Origin of the sequence: Archangium violaceum, from assembly GCF_016887565.1 — a bacterium.
Lineage (GTDB): Bacteria > Myxococcota > Myxococcia > Myxococcales > Myxococcaceae > Archangium > Archangium violaceum_B.
On the sequence record NZ_CP069396.1, the window covers coordinates 1,580,823 to 1,597,032 of the forward strand.

Below are 16,210 nucleotides of genomic sequence, written 5' to 3' on the forward strand. Positions count from 1 at the left end.
CGGGCTCGGGCGTGGCCCGCCGCTCGGGGAGTGCTTCAGGCCGCCTCGGACTTGTCGGAGGAGGTCTGCCCCGAGGAGGGCGCGTGCTGCACGCCGTCCTGGAGCTTGCGCGGCAGCCGGTCCCACATCACCTGCATCACCGCGGCGAGCACCGTGAAGGACACCACCAGGGTGGTGATGAGGCCGATGCACGCCACGATGCCCATGGACTTCAGGCCGTTGTGGCTGGCGGCGAGCAGGGCGGCGAAGCCCGCGGCCGTCGTCAGCGTGGACGAGGCCACGGCCGCGCCCACGCTGCGCAGCGCCACCACGGGCGAGGTGCCCTCCAGGTAGCGGTGCAGCAGGTACAGGCCGTGGCTCACCCCGAAGCCCAGGAGGATGGGCAGGATGATGATGTTCATGAAGTTCAGGTGCAGGTCCGCCAGCGTCATGATGCCCAGCATCATCGCCAGGCCCACCGTGAGGGGGATGACGGAGGCCAGCGCCAGCTTCACGTTGCGGAAGTCCAGGAAGTGCATCACGAGGATCCACAGCGTCACCAGGATGACCGTCAGCTTGCCGTCGGAGAGCACGATGCGCGCCAGCCGCGCGAACAGCGGCGCCGCACCGGCCGCCCGCCGCACCTGCGCCTCGGCGATCACCTTGCCCGACGCATCCTTCACCTGGGGGGTGGGGATGTTGCTCGTCTGATCGACGAAGGTGAGCATCTTCTTGCCGTCCCACAGGTCCACGTTCGGGTAGATGAACGTCAGGTAGCCGTGGTTCTCGGGCTTCGTCTCCGGCAGGTGGACGAACTGCGAGGCGTAGATGTCCGGCACGCCGTGCACGTCGAAGGGCCGGGCCTCCAGCATCTTCATGAAGAGGGCCGCCTTGTCCTGGGCCTCCGGAGGCAGCGCCGCCACGTCGATGTCCTTCAACTCCTCCTTCCACTCCTGGAGGATCTTCGCGTTGGCCGCGGCCGTCTCCGGCGGCGGGACGAAGGTGTAGATGCTCACCACCTGGTCGATGGCGGAGTACTTCTCCTTGTTCTTGGGGTCGGTGAGCTCGTCGTAGATGGCCTTCGCCTCCTCCAGCGTCTTGGAATAGACGGCGATGGGATCGCTGGAGATGTCGAAGCGCGCGCTGATCTCATCCTGGAGCTTCACCGACGGCTGGCCCTCGGGGATGAGGGCGCGGCTGTTGTAGTTGAAGCGGACGCCGGCCTTGATGCGGTCCGCCATCGAGGCGGGCCTGTCCGTGGGCACGTCCACGTCGCTCCACGGAATGGCGAAGGCGCACATGAAGCCCACGATGACGGTGCCCACCACGAGCACCAGGCCGGGCCGGGGGATGCGCAGCTCCTTGCCGGTGCTGGCGCTCTGCGTGGCCGGCGGCTTCATCTCGCCGATGAGCTTCTTGGGCCACTCGGGGTTGATGCGGCCGGCGATCGCCAGCAGCGCGGGGCTCCAGGCGAAGAGCAGCACGCCGATGATGAAGGTGCCGCAGCCGGCCAGGAAGCCGAACTGGCTGAACCCGCGGAACTCGCTGATCATCAGCACGAAGAACGAGCCCGACGTCACCACCGCGGACACCAGCGCCGGGCGGCCCGCGTTCACCACCGCGTCGCGGATGGCCTGGTCGTAGGGCTTGCCCTGGCCCAGCTCCAGCCGCGTGCGGAAGATGAAGTGGATGCCGTAGTCGATGCCGAACCCCATCAACAGACCACCCAGGATGCTGGTGATCATGTTGAGCTCGCCCACGGTGACGTAGGTGAAGCCCATGGTGATGATGGTGCCGAGCACCGTGCCGCTGGCCACGATGACGGTGGGCACCCACTTGCGGAAGGCCAGGATGGTGATGAGGAAGATGGCCGCGAAGGCGATGAGCGACACCGGCTGGAGCGACTCCTCGATGGCGTACGAGTCGTCCACCGACGTCTTGTACGAGCCCGTGAAGCCGTAGAAGACCTCCTGGGTGTTGCCCATCTTGTCGTAGTCCTCGGTCAGCTTCACGCCGCCGGACTTGCCGTACTCCGCGAGGTACTGGCGCAGCTGCTCGACGAAGTCCTTCGTCTTGCCCAGCTGGTTGGAGTCCCACATCGGCTTGATGAGGACGAGGACCATCTTGCGGTCCTTGGAGATGTAGTAGTCATCCCGGATGCTCTTCTTGCCGACGCTGCTGTACTTGTCGATGAGGTCCGTCATCTCGAGCTTCACCGGCTCGGTCTTCTGGATCTCGATGAAGAAGGGGTTGTTGCGGCGCAGCTGATCCTTGAGCCAGGCCATGATGCGGCGCTTGCCCTCGGTGAGGTCCTCCGTCTTGATGAAGAGGGCCATGTTCTGCTGCACGAACTCGACGGGCACCTTGTAGGTGATGAAGCGGACGTGCTCCTTGTCCGCCATCAGCTTCGTGGCGATGTCGTCGGAGACCTTCTTGAGCGTGGCCTCGTCCTCGCCACGCAGCGCGAGCATGAGGTAGCCGCTGCCACCGACCATGTCGATGACGCGCTTGACCTCCTTCACCTCGGGCAGATCCTGCGAGATGAGGTCGAGCTGGTTGGAGTTGATGGTCAGCTTGGTGGTTCCCCACAACGACACGCCGAAGAGCGCGAGGATGGCGAGGAGGACGAGCCCTGGCCTGCGGACGAGCAGGCTTGCATAGGCGAGAGCAAGGCGCGGAGGCTTGTGGGTCGAGTCACTCATTCAGGCGCGGACCCTATAGGAGAACCGAGCCCACCAGAAGCACGGTGAAGCCCCTCGTCTGCTCGGCCGCTCCGCGTCAATTCCCTCTCCCCCTGGGAGAGGGCCAGGGTGAGGTATTCCCGCGTCCTGAGTACCCGGTCAGGCCCGGGGAGGCAGGAGGAAGAGGCGAGGCTCCCGCAGGAAGCGGGCGGACATGAGCCGCACCAGGCGAACCACCTCGGCCAGGGGGACGTCGCGCGCTCGCAGGGCCACTCCCAGGGCGAGCGAGAAGGAGACGCCGAAGTTGATGGCCAGGGTGATGCCGATGCCGGCCAGGGCCGCGAGGAAGTCCGGCCGCAGCACGGCGTCGGGTCCCAGGGCGTAGCCGGCCAGGCACAGCTGCCCGAAGGACAGCGTCACGTGGCGCACGTCCAGCGGCAGCCCGAGGAAGGCGCCGACGATGGGGGGCAGGGCCAGCAGCACGCCGAGGCTCACGTTGCCGCCCAGGCCGGCGATGTGGTGGGAGAAGACGTCCGCCAGCTTCTTGGCACCGGAGTCGCCCAGCACCCGCCGCAGGCCCCGGTGGTACGCGAGCGCCTCGGGGATGCGGCGGTACACCGCCCAGTTCTCCAACCAGCCCGCCACGAGGCTGGAGAGCCACAGGAGCACGCCCGTCAGCGCCGCGTAGAAGACGGTGCCGCTGTGCCAGGGGTGCAGCGCGTTCACCACGTAGCGGGCCTGGGCCTGGTTGAGCAGCGGGTGCCCCTTCCACCAGGCGAAGAGCATCGACAGCCCCACCGCCGCCGGCAGCACGGTGCCCATGTTCCCCACGGCCGTGGCGAGCTGCGAGCGGGTGATGCGGGGGATCAGCTCCATCAGGTGGGACAGCCGTCCGTTGGAGCCGCCCTGGCCGATGGCGCTCCCCAGCGTGGCCGCGGTCATGGAGGGCTGCTTGGTGGCCAGCGTGGAGCCCGTCACCTGCATCATCAGGAAGCTGGCCACGTAGGTTCCCGCCAGGGACAGCCCGTAGAAGAAGGGCGCCAGCGCGAGCGTGACGGTGTACAGGCAGAGGATGGCGGTGAAGGCGGTGATGAGCCCACCGCCCGCGGCCGAGTGCACCAGGCGATGGTACTCGGCCCGCGTGGTGGAGATGTAGTGCTCGCCCGAGTGGCCCGCGCGCTCGATGACCTTGCGCGCCAGCAGCCGCGCGTTGCCCGCCACCAGCGAGCGCATCGAGCGGTCCGCGTGGGCCCGGCGCAGCAGGTCCGCCACCAGCGCGAGGCCCTCCCGCCAGCGGGGCATGCCCGGATCCGCGCCCAGCACCCGGGCGATGGCCTCCATGCGCTCCAGGCTCCGGCGGATGCGCTCCAGCCGGTACACCAGGTCCATGCTCACCCCGTACTGCTCGAGGTGGCTGGAGACGATGGCCACCACCTGCCGGCACTCCTCCATCACGTCGCGCAGCTCGCGCAGGGAGTCCGGCGCGGCGTCGCGGGCCTGGACGCCCTCGCAGACCCGGCGCAGCTTGAGGAAGGGCGAGGCGCGGAAGGACACCTCCGGGCAGCGGTCCCTCACGTCCTCGGTCAGCCCCAGCGCCGCCGTCTGCACCGCCAGCAGGCCCAGGGCGTCCACGAGGTCGGCGCGCACCACCGCCTCCGGCTCCCGCGCTGGAGGCCGGGCCCCGCCTCCCAGCAGCGTGGACAGCCGAGCCAGCAAGGCCGGAGGCAGGGCTTCCATCCAGGCCGCGTCCTCGGGTTGTGGAAAGAGGCGGGGCAGCAGCTCGGAGAGCTGGTGGTTCTCGGGCGGCGAGGGCAGAAGCCGGCGCGAGAGGCGGTCGAACACCTCGCCGAAGAAGCCCAGCCCGGCGGGCAGGCCCACCTGGGAGAAGAGCTTCAACCCGCTCGTGGTGCCCATCACCTCGCGCACCAGGGCGGCCACGGGCTCACGGGCCGAGGCCCGGGTCTCCAGCACGCGCACCAGCAGGGCCAGACGCGTCACCCCGGCGGGGGCCTCGGGCTCGGCGGGCTCCCTCAGCGCCAGGACGGGCATGGGGTCTCTCAGCCACTCCACGCACCGTTCCACCCATTCCAGCCGGGCCTCGAGGCCCTCCTCGGGTACATCGGCCAGGAGCTTCTGCAGGTCCCTGACGGCGGGGTGGCCCGGTGCGCGGGGGGCGAACTGGACGCAGAAGGCGTCCACCTCGCGGGAGGAGCGCCCCTCACGCACGGGGGCAGCCTGGGAGTGGGAAAGGGACATCGTCCCGTCTTCTACCTCATGCGCGCCCCACCGACGTCGCTCGTTGAGCCTGGCCGCCTGCTCCCCGAGCGCGGCGGGAGTTACTTCTTGGACAGCTCGGCGTCCTTCTGGCGCATCAGGTTCAGCAGGTGGTCCCAGCCGCCCTGCTTCATGATGGGCCGCACCTGGTCATCGCGGATGCCGGTGAGCATCGAGTCGCCGAGCACCGCCACGTCCAGCACCTTCCAGGCGCCCTGGGTCTTCACCAGCGAGTACTGGAGCTTCATCTCCTGCTTCTTCATCGGGTGCTCGATGATGACGGTGGAGCTCACCTTCGCCTTGTCGCCGTCGAGCACGGGGTCGTCGTAGGTGATGGAGGCCAGGTTCTTGAAGTTCTCGCGCACCTTGGGGAAGGCGATCTTGGAGAAGAGCTTGTTGAAGAGCTGGGTGAACTCCTTGCGCTGGGCGTCCGTGCCCTTCTCCCAGTCGTCGCCGAGCAGGAAGCGGCCCTGCTCCTCGTTGGCGAGCTGCTTGATGGCCAGGTCATCCTTGCTGTAGCGCACGGACTGCACGACGGTCTTCACCGGCTTGGCCACGGTCTCGTTGGGCGCGGCCAGGGCGGGCAGGGCGAGGGTGAAGGTGGCCAGCACGGCGAGGGAGCGGAGACGAGCGTTCATTCGGATCCTTCCTGAGGAGAGGGCAATCTCTGTAGCCCAGTGGAACGGCCCGGGGCGTGTGAAATTCACGCGAGGTCCCGTGGAGGGACCGGGGGGCGGGTTGCCTGCCAGGAGGGGGCCGACGTGAATTCTCTTGGCGTCTTCCGGGTTTGACTCCTTTAGAGCGCAACGTCTAGTGTGCCCGCGTTTCACGTCGCAGCAGCGGTGAGCGACTTTCCTCCTCTGAAGAAGACATGCCGACCGACTACCTGTTCACCTCCGAATCCGTCACCGAAGGGCACCCGGACAAGATCGCCGATCAGATCTCCGACGGCGTGCTGGACGCCATCCTCTCCAAGGATCCGCAGGGCCGAGTGGCCGTGGAGACCCTGGTGAAGACGGGCCTGGCCATCGTCGCTGGCGAGGTGACCACCAACTGTTACGTCGACATCCCGAAGATCGTGCGCAGCACCATCTGCCGGATTGGCTACACCGATAGCTCGATGGGCTACGACGGCAACACGTGCGGAGTCATGGTGGCCATCGAGGGCCAGAGCCAGGACATCGCCCGGGGCGTGGACAACAAGAAGGAGCAGGGCGCGGGCGACCAGGGCATGATGTTCGGCTACGCCTGCGACGAGACGCCGGACCTGATGCCGGCGCCCATCCACTACGCGCACGCGCTCACCCGGCGTCTGGCCGACGTGCGGCGCAAGACGCACGACTGGCTGCGGCCGGACGGCAAGAGCCAGGTCACGGTGGAGTACCGCAACGGCCGGCCGGTGCGCATCGACGCGGTGGTGGTGTCCACGCAGCACTCCGAGGACGTGTCCAACAAGAAGATCCACGAGGCGATCCGAGAGGACGTCATCGCCAAGGCGCTTCCCAAGAAGCTGATGGACGCCAAGACGAAGATCTACATCAACCCCACCGGGCGCTTCGTGATTGGCGGCCCCATGGGGGACTCGGGCGTGACGGGCCGGAAGATCATCGTCGACACCTACGGCGGCATGGGTCGTCACGGTGGCGGCGCGTTCTCGGGCAAGGATCCGTCGAAGGTGGACCGGTCGGCGGCGTACATGGGCCGGCACATCGCCAAGACGGTGGTGGCGGCGGGATTGGCGCGGCGCTGCGAGGTGCAGGTGTCGTACGCGATCGGAGTGGCGGAGCCGGTGAGCGTGCTGGTGGAGACGTTCGGAACGGCGACGGTGCCCGAGGAGAAGATCCAGAACGCGATTCGCCACACGTTCGGGCTCAAGCCGCGGGAGATTACCGAGTACCTGGACCTGCTGAGGCCGATCTACCAGAAGACGGCGGCGTACGGGCACTTCGGGCGCTCCGAGAAGGAGTTCACCTGGGAGCGCACGGACAAGAAGGACGCGCTGCGTGAGGCGGTGGCGAGCCCCCGCCTGAAGGCCGTCTGACGTTCGCGTCGACGCTTTAGTTCCAGGTTTCGAGAAACGCGCGTGGGCCCCGAGGGCTCGCGCGCGTTTTCTTTTTTGCCGTTCTCTCAGTCTTCGGAGGCTCGTTCTTCCATGGCTTCGGGGGCCGCTGGTCCATCCAGGTTCTGTTTGATGCCCCTGGCGTGGTGGCACTACAAATGAGCAGGTGAGCGCAGGGGGAACAGCTCGAAATGAGTGAAAACATCCGTGGTGCTGATGCGATGGGGGGCGGAGCACCGTTGATGTTGGGCGCCTCCCGCCGCCAGTTTCTCGCGATGGGAGCCGTATCCATCGGTGCGGCGGCCTCCTCTTCGACTTCGGCGCCAGCGCCGGCACAGGGGAGGGCGGGTCCGGATGAGATGCCGCGGGACAGCGGTGCAGAGGGCCGCCGATACCTTCTGAAAGGTGGCGCGGTCCTCAGCATGGATCCGAATGTGGGGGACTTCGCCCGTGGCGACGTGCTCGTCCAGGGCAAGAAGATCGTCGCGGTCGGGCCCGAGCTCGATGCCACGGACGCGGCCATCATCGACGCCACGGACACGGTCGTCATGCCGGGTTTCGTCGATACCCACCACCACCAATTCCAGACCGCGCTGCGGAGCTTCCTGTCGGAGGGCCTGCTGGCCGACGACGGTCAACCGCACGGCAAGAAGAACTACCTCAGCCTGATTCTGGGACAACTGACGCCCGTCTACAGGCCGGAAGACGTCTACATCGGTGAGCTCTTCGCCTCCCTCAGCCAGTTGGACGCCGGAGTGACGACGGTCATCGACACGTCACAGGTGAACCATACGCCGGAGCATTCCGACGCCGCCATCCGGGCCCTGCGGGAATCGGGACGTCGCGCGCGCTATGCCTACTCGTCGGGCATGGGCTCCGGTTCCGCGTACCCGCGGGACATCCTGAGGCTGCAAAAGCAATACTTCTCCTCCAGCGACCAACTGCTGACGCTGGCCATGGGGGCGGAGCTCTACGGTGGGGTCCGTGAGGAGTGGGCGTTGGCACGCAAGGTGGGCGTGCCCATCGTGTCTCATCTCGTCGGTGGGTTTGGCAACTCGAGGGTCTTGGAGAAACTCAACCGTGAGGGCCTGATCAAATCCGACAACGAATTCCTCCATGCCACCGGCCTCTCGGAAGCCTCTTGGAAGGTCATCGTGGAGACGGGGGCGGGTATCTCGATCGCCGCCCCGATCGAGTTGACCATGCGGCACGGCATGCCGCCGCTCCAGACCGCGCTCGACCATGGCGTCCAGCCCTCGCTCAGCAGCGATGTCGAGTGCACGATGACCGCCGACTTCTTTACCCTGATGCGCACCGTCTACACGCTTCAGCGAGGGCTCATCCACGAGCGCTCGCTGAACGGCGAGTCGCAGCTGCCCAAACTCCTCACCTGCCGCGATGTGATTCGCTTCGCCACGGTGGAGGGCGCGCGTGTGGCCCATCTGTCTCAGAAGATCGGCTCGCTGACTCCCGGGAAGGAGGCGGACATCATCCTTCTGCGGACAGATGCCATCAATGTCGCGCCTCTCAACAACGTACCGGGTGCCATCGTGACCTTGATGGAGCGCGGCAACGTGGACACGGTCATCGTCGCTGGCCGGATTCGGAAATGGCGCGGCGCCCTCGTCGACGTCGACCTGGGTCGTCTTCGTTCCGAAATCGAAGCCTCGCGAGACTACCTGTTCAAGAAGGCTCGAATCCGGCGCGAGCTCTTTTGAACGTGGTACGTGGCACCCACGCGGACCACTTTGTCTGTTGTTTCAACCGTTGATGTCTCAAATATCTAAGTCCAAATATTTGGGCTCAAAATAGACGGAAACGGGAGAAGTACGAGAACTTCGTAACCCAAGTAGTTGTTGACTGGGAGATAAATCCGTTATACTCAGAGACTCATGCCAGCGCGAATTGCGGTTGTCTATCACAGCGGTTATGGGCATACGGCCAAACAGGCCCAGTCTGTGGCGGAGGGGGCGCGCAGCGTACCGGATACGCATGTCGACCTGCTTTCGCTCAACGAGCTTTCCGAGGGCTTGTTCAAGACTCTCGATGCGGCTGATGCGATCATCATGGGCTCGCCTACCTATATGGGCGGCTCCAGTGCTGTGTTTCGGCGTTTCGTCGAGGCCACCAGCGCCGCCTGGGCGGACAAGCTTCGCTGGCGTGACAAGATCGCCGGCGGCTTCACGAACAGCGGTTGCATGAGCGGTGACAAGCTTCAGACGCTCATGGAGATGGCGCTGTTCGCCGCCCAGCACGGCATGATCTGGGTTGGCCTGGCCACCTACGGTGGTTGGAACACGAGCGCTGGTTCCAGCGAGGATCTGAACCGCCTCGGGAGCTGGCTCGGCGCCATGGCGCAGTCCAACAACGATCAGGGTGGCGACGTCGTTCCCCCGCCGGCCGACCTGCGTACCGCGGCCGCGCTCGGACAGCGCATCGCGGAAGTCACTCATACGTATCTCGAGGGTCGGGCCTCCAAGAAGGCTGGACGGTCTCCTCAGCAGAGCTGACGGACACGTCAGCAGAGCTGACGGACACGTCCAAAAAAAAGAAGGGGGGTCGGCACGGCCGCGCGGTCCATGACGGAGCCGTGCCGACAGCAAAATAAATGAGTGGGTTTGATGACATCCTGAACTCGGACGCTGTTGCCCAATCTGACCTCATACGTCAGCGAGAGGTGACGCCTCACGAGCTGGTCGCCGCGACAATCCAACGCATCGAGCGACTTAACTTAACGGTCAACGCTGTCGTCTCCAATCGTTATGAGGACGCGCTGCTCGAAGCGCGAGGCCCCGCGCCCGAGCATGTGAAGGACGCACCGCTGTGGGGCGTTCCCTATCTGTACAAGGACCTGGGTCCTTCGTGCGCGGGCCTGCCAGCGACGGTGGGGTCGGCGTTCCTCGACGGTTTCGTGCCGGGTCACGACAGCGAGCTCGTCCAGCGGTTCAGGCGTGCCGGTCTCCTGCTCCTGGGAAAGACAAACACGGCGGAGTTCGGGGTGCTCCCGACCACCGAGCCCGTGTTCACCGGTGCGACCCGCAATCCGTGGAAACTCGAGCTGTCCGCTGGCGGTTCCAGCGGTGGTGCCGCGGCCGCGGTCGCCGCCGGATTCGCGCCTGTCGCCCATGCCAACGACGCTGGCGGTTCGATCCGGATCCCCGCCTCATGCTGTGGTGTCTTCGGGCTCAAACCGACACGGGCTCGCGTTTCCATGGGGCCCGACCTTGGAGATTTGATGAACGGGCTGGCGGCGGAATTCATTGTCAGCCGCTCGGTACGCGACAGCGCCGCCGTGCTCGACGCCGTGGCGGGTCCAGCCCTGGGTGAGCCGTACTTCGCCCCGCCTGTCTCCGGTCGGTTCCTCGATGCCGTGCGCTCGGGCCCCAAGCGCCCGCTGCGAATCGCTGTCACGTTGGACAGGCAACTGCATCCCGAGTGCACCCGTGCCATCAAGGAGACCGCCGCGCTCTGCGCGGACCTGGGTCACGAGGTCGTGACAGACGAGCTTCCGGTGCGCTTCTCGGAGCTGCACGAGCTGTTTCTCGTGGTGTGGGCCGCGGGTGTGTCTTCGGCCATCTCCAGCTATGCCGCGCTCAGCCGGCGTGAACCGAAGCCGGAGCGGTTCGAAGAGGTGACCTGGTGGTTGTACGAGGAGGGGCGGAGGATCAGCGCCGCCCGGTATCTGATGACCATCACCCGGCTCCAGCAGGTGTCGCGTCGCCTCGCCGCGTTCCACGAGCGCTATGACTTGCATCTGTCGACAGTGACCTCCGAGCCGGCTCCGAAGCTGGGTGTGCTCAATTCCGGCACGCCCATGGAGCAGCTCAACCGCGCGCTCGAATTCGTCGCGGATACGCCTCTCGCGAATCTCACTGGACAACCGGCCATGTCCGTGCCCCTTTATCAGTCAGCGGACGGCACGCCGGTGGGAGCCCATTTCTCGGGCCGCGTCGGAGACGAGGCGTGTCTGCTTTCTCTCGCGGGTCAGCTCGAGAAGGCGCGGCCCTGGGCCGCTCGCCGTCCCGTGCTTTGAATCAAATATATCTTCATCCGTCGTTTCTCTTGAGGAGAGCTGCGCATGTTCCATACCACCGACAATTCCGCTCTGTCTGGCAACCCCATTGATGATGTCATTGGTTCCACCATCAAGTACTCGGCGCTCGTCTCGGCCGCGAAGCTGGGGCTCATCAAGGCGCTCGATGGTGGCCGGGCCCTGACCGCCGCGGAGTTGGCCAAGGAGCTCAACGCCAGTGTCCAGGGTGTCGAGGCCCTGGCCGACGTGCTCGTCGCCGTCGACTATTTCCGCGTGAAGGACGGGCGCTACAGCCATGGTCCCATCGCCGAGCGTTGGCTGAGCTCGAAGGCGCCCACGGACTTCACCCCCGCGCTGATGTGGGGCTATGAGCTGTGGAACGTCATGTGGGAGCTTCCGCAGGCCATCAAGGATGGCAAGCCGAAGCAGTCCCTCTGGGAGCGCTGGGCGGACCGCCCCGAGGCGGGCAAGGACTTCTCGGACTACATGAAGGTGAAGTCCACCCTGACCGTCTCGAACATCGTCGAGTCCACCCCGATTCCGGAGAAGGCGCGCCGGCTGCTGGACCTCGGCGGCTCGCACGGTCTGCACTCCATGGCCTTCTGCAAGCGCCATCCCCAGCTGACCGCGACGGTGATGGACCTGCCCGAGGCGCTGGCCAATACCGGTGGTGCCATCGCCAAGGCGGGGCTCTCGGACCGCGTGTCGCTGCGCCACGGCAACTTCCTGAAGGATCCGATCGGCGAGGGCTACGACGTCGTGTTGCTCTTCGAGATCGTGCACAACCACACGTTCGAGGAGAACCAGGAGCTCATCAAGAACATCTCCCGCGCCCTCAACCCGGGCGGCATCGTCGTGATTCTCGAGGACGTGAAGACCGACAAGGTCGAGAAGCACAACGCCGCCTTCAGCCTCGCGATGTTCGCCTGCTCGGGTGACCGCACCTACAGCCTCGACGAGATGAACACCTGGTTCAACGCGGCGGGTCTGAAGCAGAGCAACGTGATTCAGCTGCCCTCCTCGGTGTCGCTCGTGGTGGGCAAGAAGCTCGGCTGAGTTTCGCCGAAGCCCGCTGGCCAGAGGGCCGTGCATTCCCTCACGCCCTCTGTGTCAGGGGTTGTCTCTAGAGTCTCACACAGCCCGGTGGTTTGAGATGTAGCCGTGCGTACGGGCTCGCAATCGCTGTGTCGTGCCGTGGGGGGAGGGGCCCACAGCGCCGCATTCCGTTGCTCCGTTGTTCGCTCACACCCCAAACCTGCGGAAGTACCTGTATGAGAATTGCTCTCATTCGACGCTTTTCAGATTTATGGAATCCGTGCGTGGAGCTGGTCCGTGAGAAGTATGCGTCGAGCTACGGGGCGGATGTGATGCCTCGTCCCGATGCGTTTCTCGCGGGGTTCATGGATGAGAACCCCGGGACTCCTCACAAGGTCGATGCCTGCGCCGGCCTGACGTTCGGGTCGGACCGACCCTTCTTCTCGGAGCGGTACCTCGACGAGTCGGTGGAATCCGCCATCACGCGGCGTTTTGGCGTCGCGCCGGACCGCAAGCGCATCGTCGAGGTTGGCTCCCTGGCCAGTGGCAAGGGTGGCGCTGGGAGCGAGATCATCCGCCTGACTCCGCTCGTCACCTGGTGTCTGGGCATGCAGTACATCCTCTGCACCGCGACCCTGGCGCTCGCCACGACGCTCGCGCGGCTGAGCATCCCCTTCACGCCCATCCAGGCGGCGGAGATCAGCCGGTTGGATCCCTCGGAGCAGAGCCAGTGGGGCACCTACTACGAGAGCGGGCCCAAGGCGGGTGTCATCTCCCTGAAGGACATCGCGGCGCTGTTCGCCAACTCCACCGGCCGGTATTCGTTCGCGGATCCCGAGGTCACCTTGTTGTCCGGTGACTACCAGCCCCAGCAGCAGACCGCCGCGAGGTAATGGATGCGACGTCTTGAAGATGCACTGAGAAAACTCGCGGATACGGATCGGCCCCTGCTCGAGCTCCTGGGGCCCGGCGGCGACGTCGCGCGGAGCCTCACGTACCGGCAGGTGACCCGGGCCGCTCGAGCGCTCGCTGACCGGCTGCTGTCGGTGAAGCTCCGTTCCGAGGAAGCGGGGAGCCGTGTCCCTCGGGTGGGCGTGGTGTGCGGCAACACGCCCGCGTTCATCATCTCCGACCTGGCTTGCCTCCTGGGCCGTGCCATCGAGGTGCCCGTGCCCCTGGCCTTCTCTCGCGCGCAGGCCTCCAGCCTGCTGGGAGAGGTCGACATCTGCCTGGTCGACGAGCTGGGCTCCAAGCGGCTCGCCGAGTGGGGAGAGGATCTGCTGGGACAGGCCAGCGCGGTGCTGACCGTGGACGTGGACGCGCTCATCGCCGCCGGACCCGAGTCGTTCTCGCTCGCGCATCCGGACGAGGAGTGGATCTGCAAGGTCATCCACACGTCGGGAACGACCTCGCGCCCCAAGGGCGTTCGAATCCGGGCCCGGGGCCTCAATGCCCTCCTGACGTCGCTGGACCAGGAGATGCCGGCAGGCGCCTTCCGCCGGTACCTGTGCACCGTGCCCCTGAGCCTGCTCATCGAGCAGGTCACCGCCCTCTACATGGTCATCCTGCACGGGGGGGTGCTCGTCCTCCTGCCGCCGGAGATTCCCCTGGTGGGGACGGCCATCGCGGCGCCTTCCCTGGTGATGCCCTTCCTGGTCGCCTCGCGGCCCACGGCCCTGGTGGCCACGCCGGCGCTGGTCGATGAGATCCGTCAGGCCGGGGCGGCGGCCCTGCGAGCGGGCCTGCCCTTGAACCGGACGCTCTTCGACACGGACGCCGTGCCGTTGATCTGCTGTGGTGGGGCCCCGATCGACCCCGAGGTGCTGCGGTCCCTCGACGAGATGGGCATTCCCATCTACGAGGGGTATGGCCTGTCGGAGAACGGCTCGGTCGTGAGCTGGAACCGGCCCGGCGCCCGGCGTATCGGGACCGTTGGCAAGCCGCTGCCTCACGTGCAGGTGCGTCTGGCGGATGATGGCGAGCTGCTCGTGAAGAGCACGTCCCTGTTCGCTGGCTACACGGTCGACGATCCCTCGAGCTGCGTGGTCGACGCGGAGGGATGGCTGCACACGGGTGACCTGGCCCAGATCGACAGCGAGGGTTTCGTCCGCATCACGGGCCGCAAGAAGAACGTGATCATCACGTCCGCGGGGCGGAACATCGCCCCGGAGTGGGTCGAGGCGCAGTACGCCACCCTGCCGTTCGTCCGCGCCGTCGCCGTGGTCGGCAATCACCTCCCGGCGCTGCACGGCCTCTTCCTGATCGATCCCGCTCAGGAGCTGGCGGAGGCCAGGAGCGTGATCTCCCAGTTCGGTCAAACCCACCTCTCCGATGTCGAACGTGTCCAGGTGGCGCACGTGCTGCATGGGCGCGAAGACATCTACCGGCGGTTCTTCACCGTGACCGGCCGGCCGATTCGAGCCGCTGTCGAAGACGCCATTCGGGCGGAAGCGCTGGAAAAGGCCGTCGCGTAGCCGGACATCGCAAACACGAAAACAAGAGGAACGTAACAATGTTCGACGTTCAAACCGTGAACGCGGCCCTCTCGGGCTGTGAGCTTGTCCCCTGTCCCTCGGGCTCGGGGTTGATCATCAAGGGCCGTTCCGGCCAGCACCTGCGCGACCTGAATCCTCGCGCGATCCTCTCGAAGCTCGCCGCCCACGGGTACCTGCTCTTCCGGGGCTTTCCCGCGGACCTGTCCGTGTTCAGCGAGTTCGTGAAGTCCTACTCGACCCGGGTGACCCTGGATCCGGCTCGCAAGTTCCACGGCGGCAATGTCGCCCAGAAGGTAGACGCCGGTGTGGATGCGATGGGGCTCCATCTCGAGAACGGAAACAGCCCCTTCCGCCCGGATCTCTGCTGGTTCTTCTGCGAGAAGGCGGCGACGAGAGGTTCCCAGACCACGGTATGTGATGGCTGCGAGGTCTGGGACGCGGCCAACGAGACCGCCCGCCGGCAGTTCCTGGCGCAGGACATCATCTACGAGCGGCGTGTCGAGGAGCCGAAGTGGAAGGTGTTCGCCTTCCACAACCTCGGGGGCTCCATCCCGATGGAGGAGATCCGGCTCGAGCACCTCCAGGGGATGGTGAACGACCAGAAGAACACGACGATCAAGGCCCAGCCGGACGGGTCGATCATCTACTCGTTCCGCACCCCGGCCGTGCTGCGCACGGAGCTCGGCTCGCGGCTGGCCTGGGCCAACAGCATCTTCGGCCCGTCGTACAACTACGAGGCCCCGCGCATCTTCTTCGCGGACGGGCGCGACATCCCCGTGGAGCTCCTCGAGGAGATGCGCACGCTCACGGAGAAGCTGACGTTCAACATCGACTGGCAGGACGGCGACATCGCCCTCATCGACAACACCCGCGTGATGCACGGCAGGCGTGCCATCGAAGACACGGGTCGCAAGATCTACAACGCCTTGAGCTACCTCAACCCGGCGCTCGTCTGATTCCCTCCCTGGTACCCGCCACCATGTCCCGACTCGAAGAACCCCGCGTTCAGAGTGTGCTCGCGGAAATCCTCCTGGCTTCACAACGCGATTCCACCGTCCTCGAGCGTGCGCGCTCCATCGTGGCGGGTTGGAGCTCCGCGCCAACCCTGTCCCAGATGAGTGACCTCTGCGTCGATGCGGCCCTGCCCGTGCGGCCGGAGGTCGGCCGTCTGTTGTACATGCTGGTGCGCATCCTGCGCCCGACGACCATCGTCGAGTTCGGCACCTCCTTTGGTGCCTCCCTGATCCACCTCGGGGCAGCCGTCCGCGACAACGGCGTCGGTTTCGTCACCGGCTCGGAGATGAACAAGCAGAAGATCGCCAAGGCGCAGGAGAACCTCGAGCGGGCCGGGGTGCAGGACGTCGTCCGCATCCTGGAGGGAGACGCCCGGGAGACCCTCGCGGGGGTCGCCGGCCCGATCGACCTGCTCCTGCTCGATGGCTGGAAGGATCTCTACCTCCCGGTCCTCGAGGTCCTCGAGCCCAAGCTGCGGCCCGGCTCCGTCATCGTGTCCGACAACCTCTCGATGTTGCCTCAGAGCTACCTCGACCGGGTCCGCGGTCCTGGCTACGTGTCGGTCTCGCTCCCTCTCGGGGATGGCATCGAGCTGTCGTTGCGCGAGTCCTGACGGACTCGCCTCTCAGCCTTCAACAGT

12 protein-coding genes are annotated in these 16,210 nt (G+C 66.1%); 9 read left to right on the forward strand and 3 right to left on the reverse strand.

Annotated elements, in window-relative coordinates:
- Positions 1-35: 35 nt before the first annotated feature.
- From JRI60_RS06840 to JRI60_RS06850, 3 genes are all read right to left on the reverse strand, one after another.
- Positions 36-2,681 (reverse strand): efflux RND transporter permease subunit, encoded by a 2,646-nt coding sequence (locus JRI60_RS06840; protein ID WP_204225040.1) that lies wholly within the window; start codon positions 2,679-2,681, stop codon positions 36-38.
- Between the two features lie 138 nt (positions 2,682-2,819).
- On the reverse strand, positions 2,820-4,916 hold the full coding sequence (locus JRI60_RS06845) for a site-specific recombinase (protein WP_204225041.1): 2,097 nt from the start codon (positions 4,914-4,916) through the stop codon (positions 2,820-2,822).
- Between the two features lie 80 nt (positions 4,917-4,996).
- Positions 4,997-5,572, reverse strand: a complete 576-nt coding sequence (locus JRI60_RS06850; RefSeq protein ID WP_204225042.1) for an ABC transporter substrate-binding protein — start codon at positions 5,570-5,572, stop codon at positions 4,997-4,999.
- Positions 5,573-5,805: 233 nt separating this feature from the next.
- On the opposite strand from JRI60_RS06850, the gene metK reads away from it, so the two are divergent.
- The 9 genes from metK (at position 5,806) to JRI60_RS06895 (ending at position 16,183) form a co-directional block, all read left to right on the forward strand.
- On the forward strand, positions 5,806-6,975 hold the full coding sequence (gene metK, locus JRI60_RS06855; RefSeq protein ID WP_204225043.1) for a methionine adenosyltransferase: 1,170 nt from the start codon (positions 5,806-5,808) through the stop codon (positions 6,973-6,975).
- Between the two features lie 209 nt (positions 6,976-7,184).
- Positions 7,185-8,711: an amidohydrolase family protein gene (locus JRI60_RS06860; RefSeq protein ID WP_204225044.1), complete on the forward strand. Its 1,527-nt coding sequence runs from the start codon at positions 7,185-7,187 to the stop codon at positions 8,709-8,711.
- Positions 8,712-8,885: 174 nt separating this feature from the next.
- Complete coding sequence (locus JRI60_RS06865; RefSeq protein ID WP_239470385.1) at positions 8,886-9,503, forward strand: flavodoxin family protein; 618 nt, start codon at positions 8,886-8,888, stop codon at positions 9,501-9,503.
- Positions 9,504-9,601: 98 nt separating this feature from the next.
- On the forward strand, positions 9,602-11,026 hold the full coding sequence (locus tag JRI60_RS06870; protein WP_204225045.1) for an amidase: 1,425 nt from the start codon (positions 9,602-9,604) through the stop codon (positions 11,024-11,026).
- A 45-nt stretch (positions 11,027-11,071) separates the two neighbouring features.
- A complete protein-coding gene (locus JRI60_RS06875; protein WP_204225046.1) occupies positions 11,072-12,082 on the forward strand; it encodes a methyltransferase in 1,011 nt (336 codons plus the stop codon).
- A gap of 263 nt (positions 12,083-12,345) precedes the next feature.
- Positions 12,346-12,954, forward strand: coding sequence for a thermostable hemolysin (locus JRI60_RS06880; RefSeq protein WP_204225047.1), 609 nt, complete (start codon positions 12,346-12,348; stop codon positions 12,952-12,954).
- 3 nt (positions 12,955-12,957) lie between these two features.
- Complete coding sequence (locus JRI60_RS06885) at positions 12,958-14,535, forward strand: AMP-binding protein (RefSeq protein ID WP_204225048.1); 1,578 nt, start codon at positions 12,958-12,960, stop codon at positions 14,533-14,535.
- Between the two features lie 38 nt (positions 14,536-14,573).
- Entirely contained in the window at positions 14,574-15,512 is a 939-nt protein-coding gene (locus JRI60_RS06890; protein WP_204225049.1) for a TauD/TfdA family dioxygenase, read from the forward strand.
- Positions 15,513-15,670: 158 nt separating this feature from the next.
- On the forward strand, positions 15,671-16,183 hold the full coding sequence (locus tag JRI60_RS06895; RefSeq protein ID WP_204225050.1) for an O-methyltransferase: 513 nt from the start codon (positions 15,671-15,673) through the stop codon (positions 16,181-16,183).
- Positions 16,184-16,210 lie beyond the last annotated feature (27 nt).

Excerpts from the sequence above, each read along its gene's own strand:
- JRI60_RS06840 (WP_204225040.1), bottom strand. The coding sequence starts at position 2,681 with ATGAGTGACTCGACCCACAAGCCTCCGCGCCTTGCTCTCGCCTATGCA.
- JRI60_RS06845 (WP_204225041.1), bottom strand. The coding sequence starts at position 4,916 with ATGTCCCTTTCCCACTCCCAGGCTGCCCCCGTGCGTGAGGGGCGCTCC.
- JRI60_RS06850 (WP_204225042.1), bottom strand. The coding sequence starts at position 5,572 with ATGAACGCTCGTCTCCGCTCCCTCGCCGTGCTGGCCACCTTCACCCTC.
- metK (WP_204225043.1), top strand. The coding sequence starts at position 5,806 with ATGCCGACCGACTACCTGTTCACCTCCGAATCCGTCACCGAAGGGCAC.
- JRI60_RS06860 (WP_204225044.1), top strand. The coding sequence starts at position 7,185 with ATGAGTGAAAACATCCGTGGTGCTGATGCGATGGGGGGCGGAGCACCG.
- JRI60_RS06865 (WP_239470385.1), top strand. The coding sequence starts at position 8,886 with ATGCCAGCGCGAATTGCGGTTGTCTATCACAGCGGTTATGGGCATACG.
- JRI60_RS06870 (WP_204225045.1), top strand. The coding sequence starts at position 9,602 with ATGAGTGGGTTTGATGACATCCTGAACTCGGACGCTGTTGCCCAATCT.
- JRI60_RS06875 (WP_204225046.1), top strand. The coding sequence starts at position 11,072 with ATGTTCCATACCACCGACAATTCCGCTCTGTCTGGCAACCCCATTGAT.
- JRI60_RS06885 (WP_204225048.1), top strand. The coding sequence starts at position 12,958 with ATGCGACGTCTTGAAGATGCACTGAGAAAACTCGCGGATACGGATCGG.
- JRI60_RS06890 (WP_204225049.1), top strand. The coding sequence starts at position 14,574 with ATGTTCGACGTTCAAACCGTGAACGCGGCCCTCTCGGGCTGTGAGCTT.
- JRI60_RS06895 (WP_204225050.1), top strand. The coding sequence starts at position 15,671 with ATGAGTGACCTCTGCGTCGATGCGGCCCTGCCCGTGCGGCCGGAGGTC.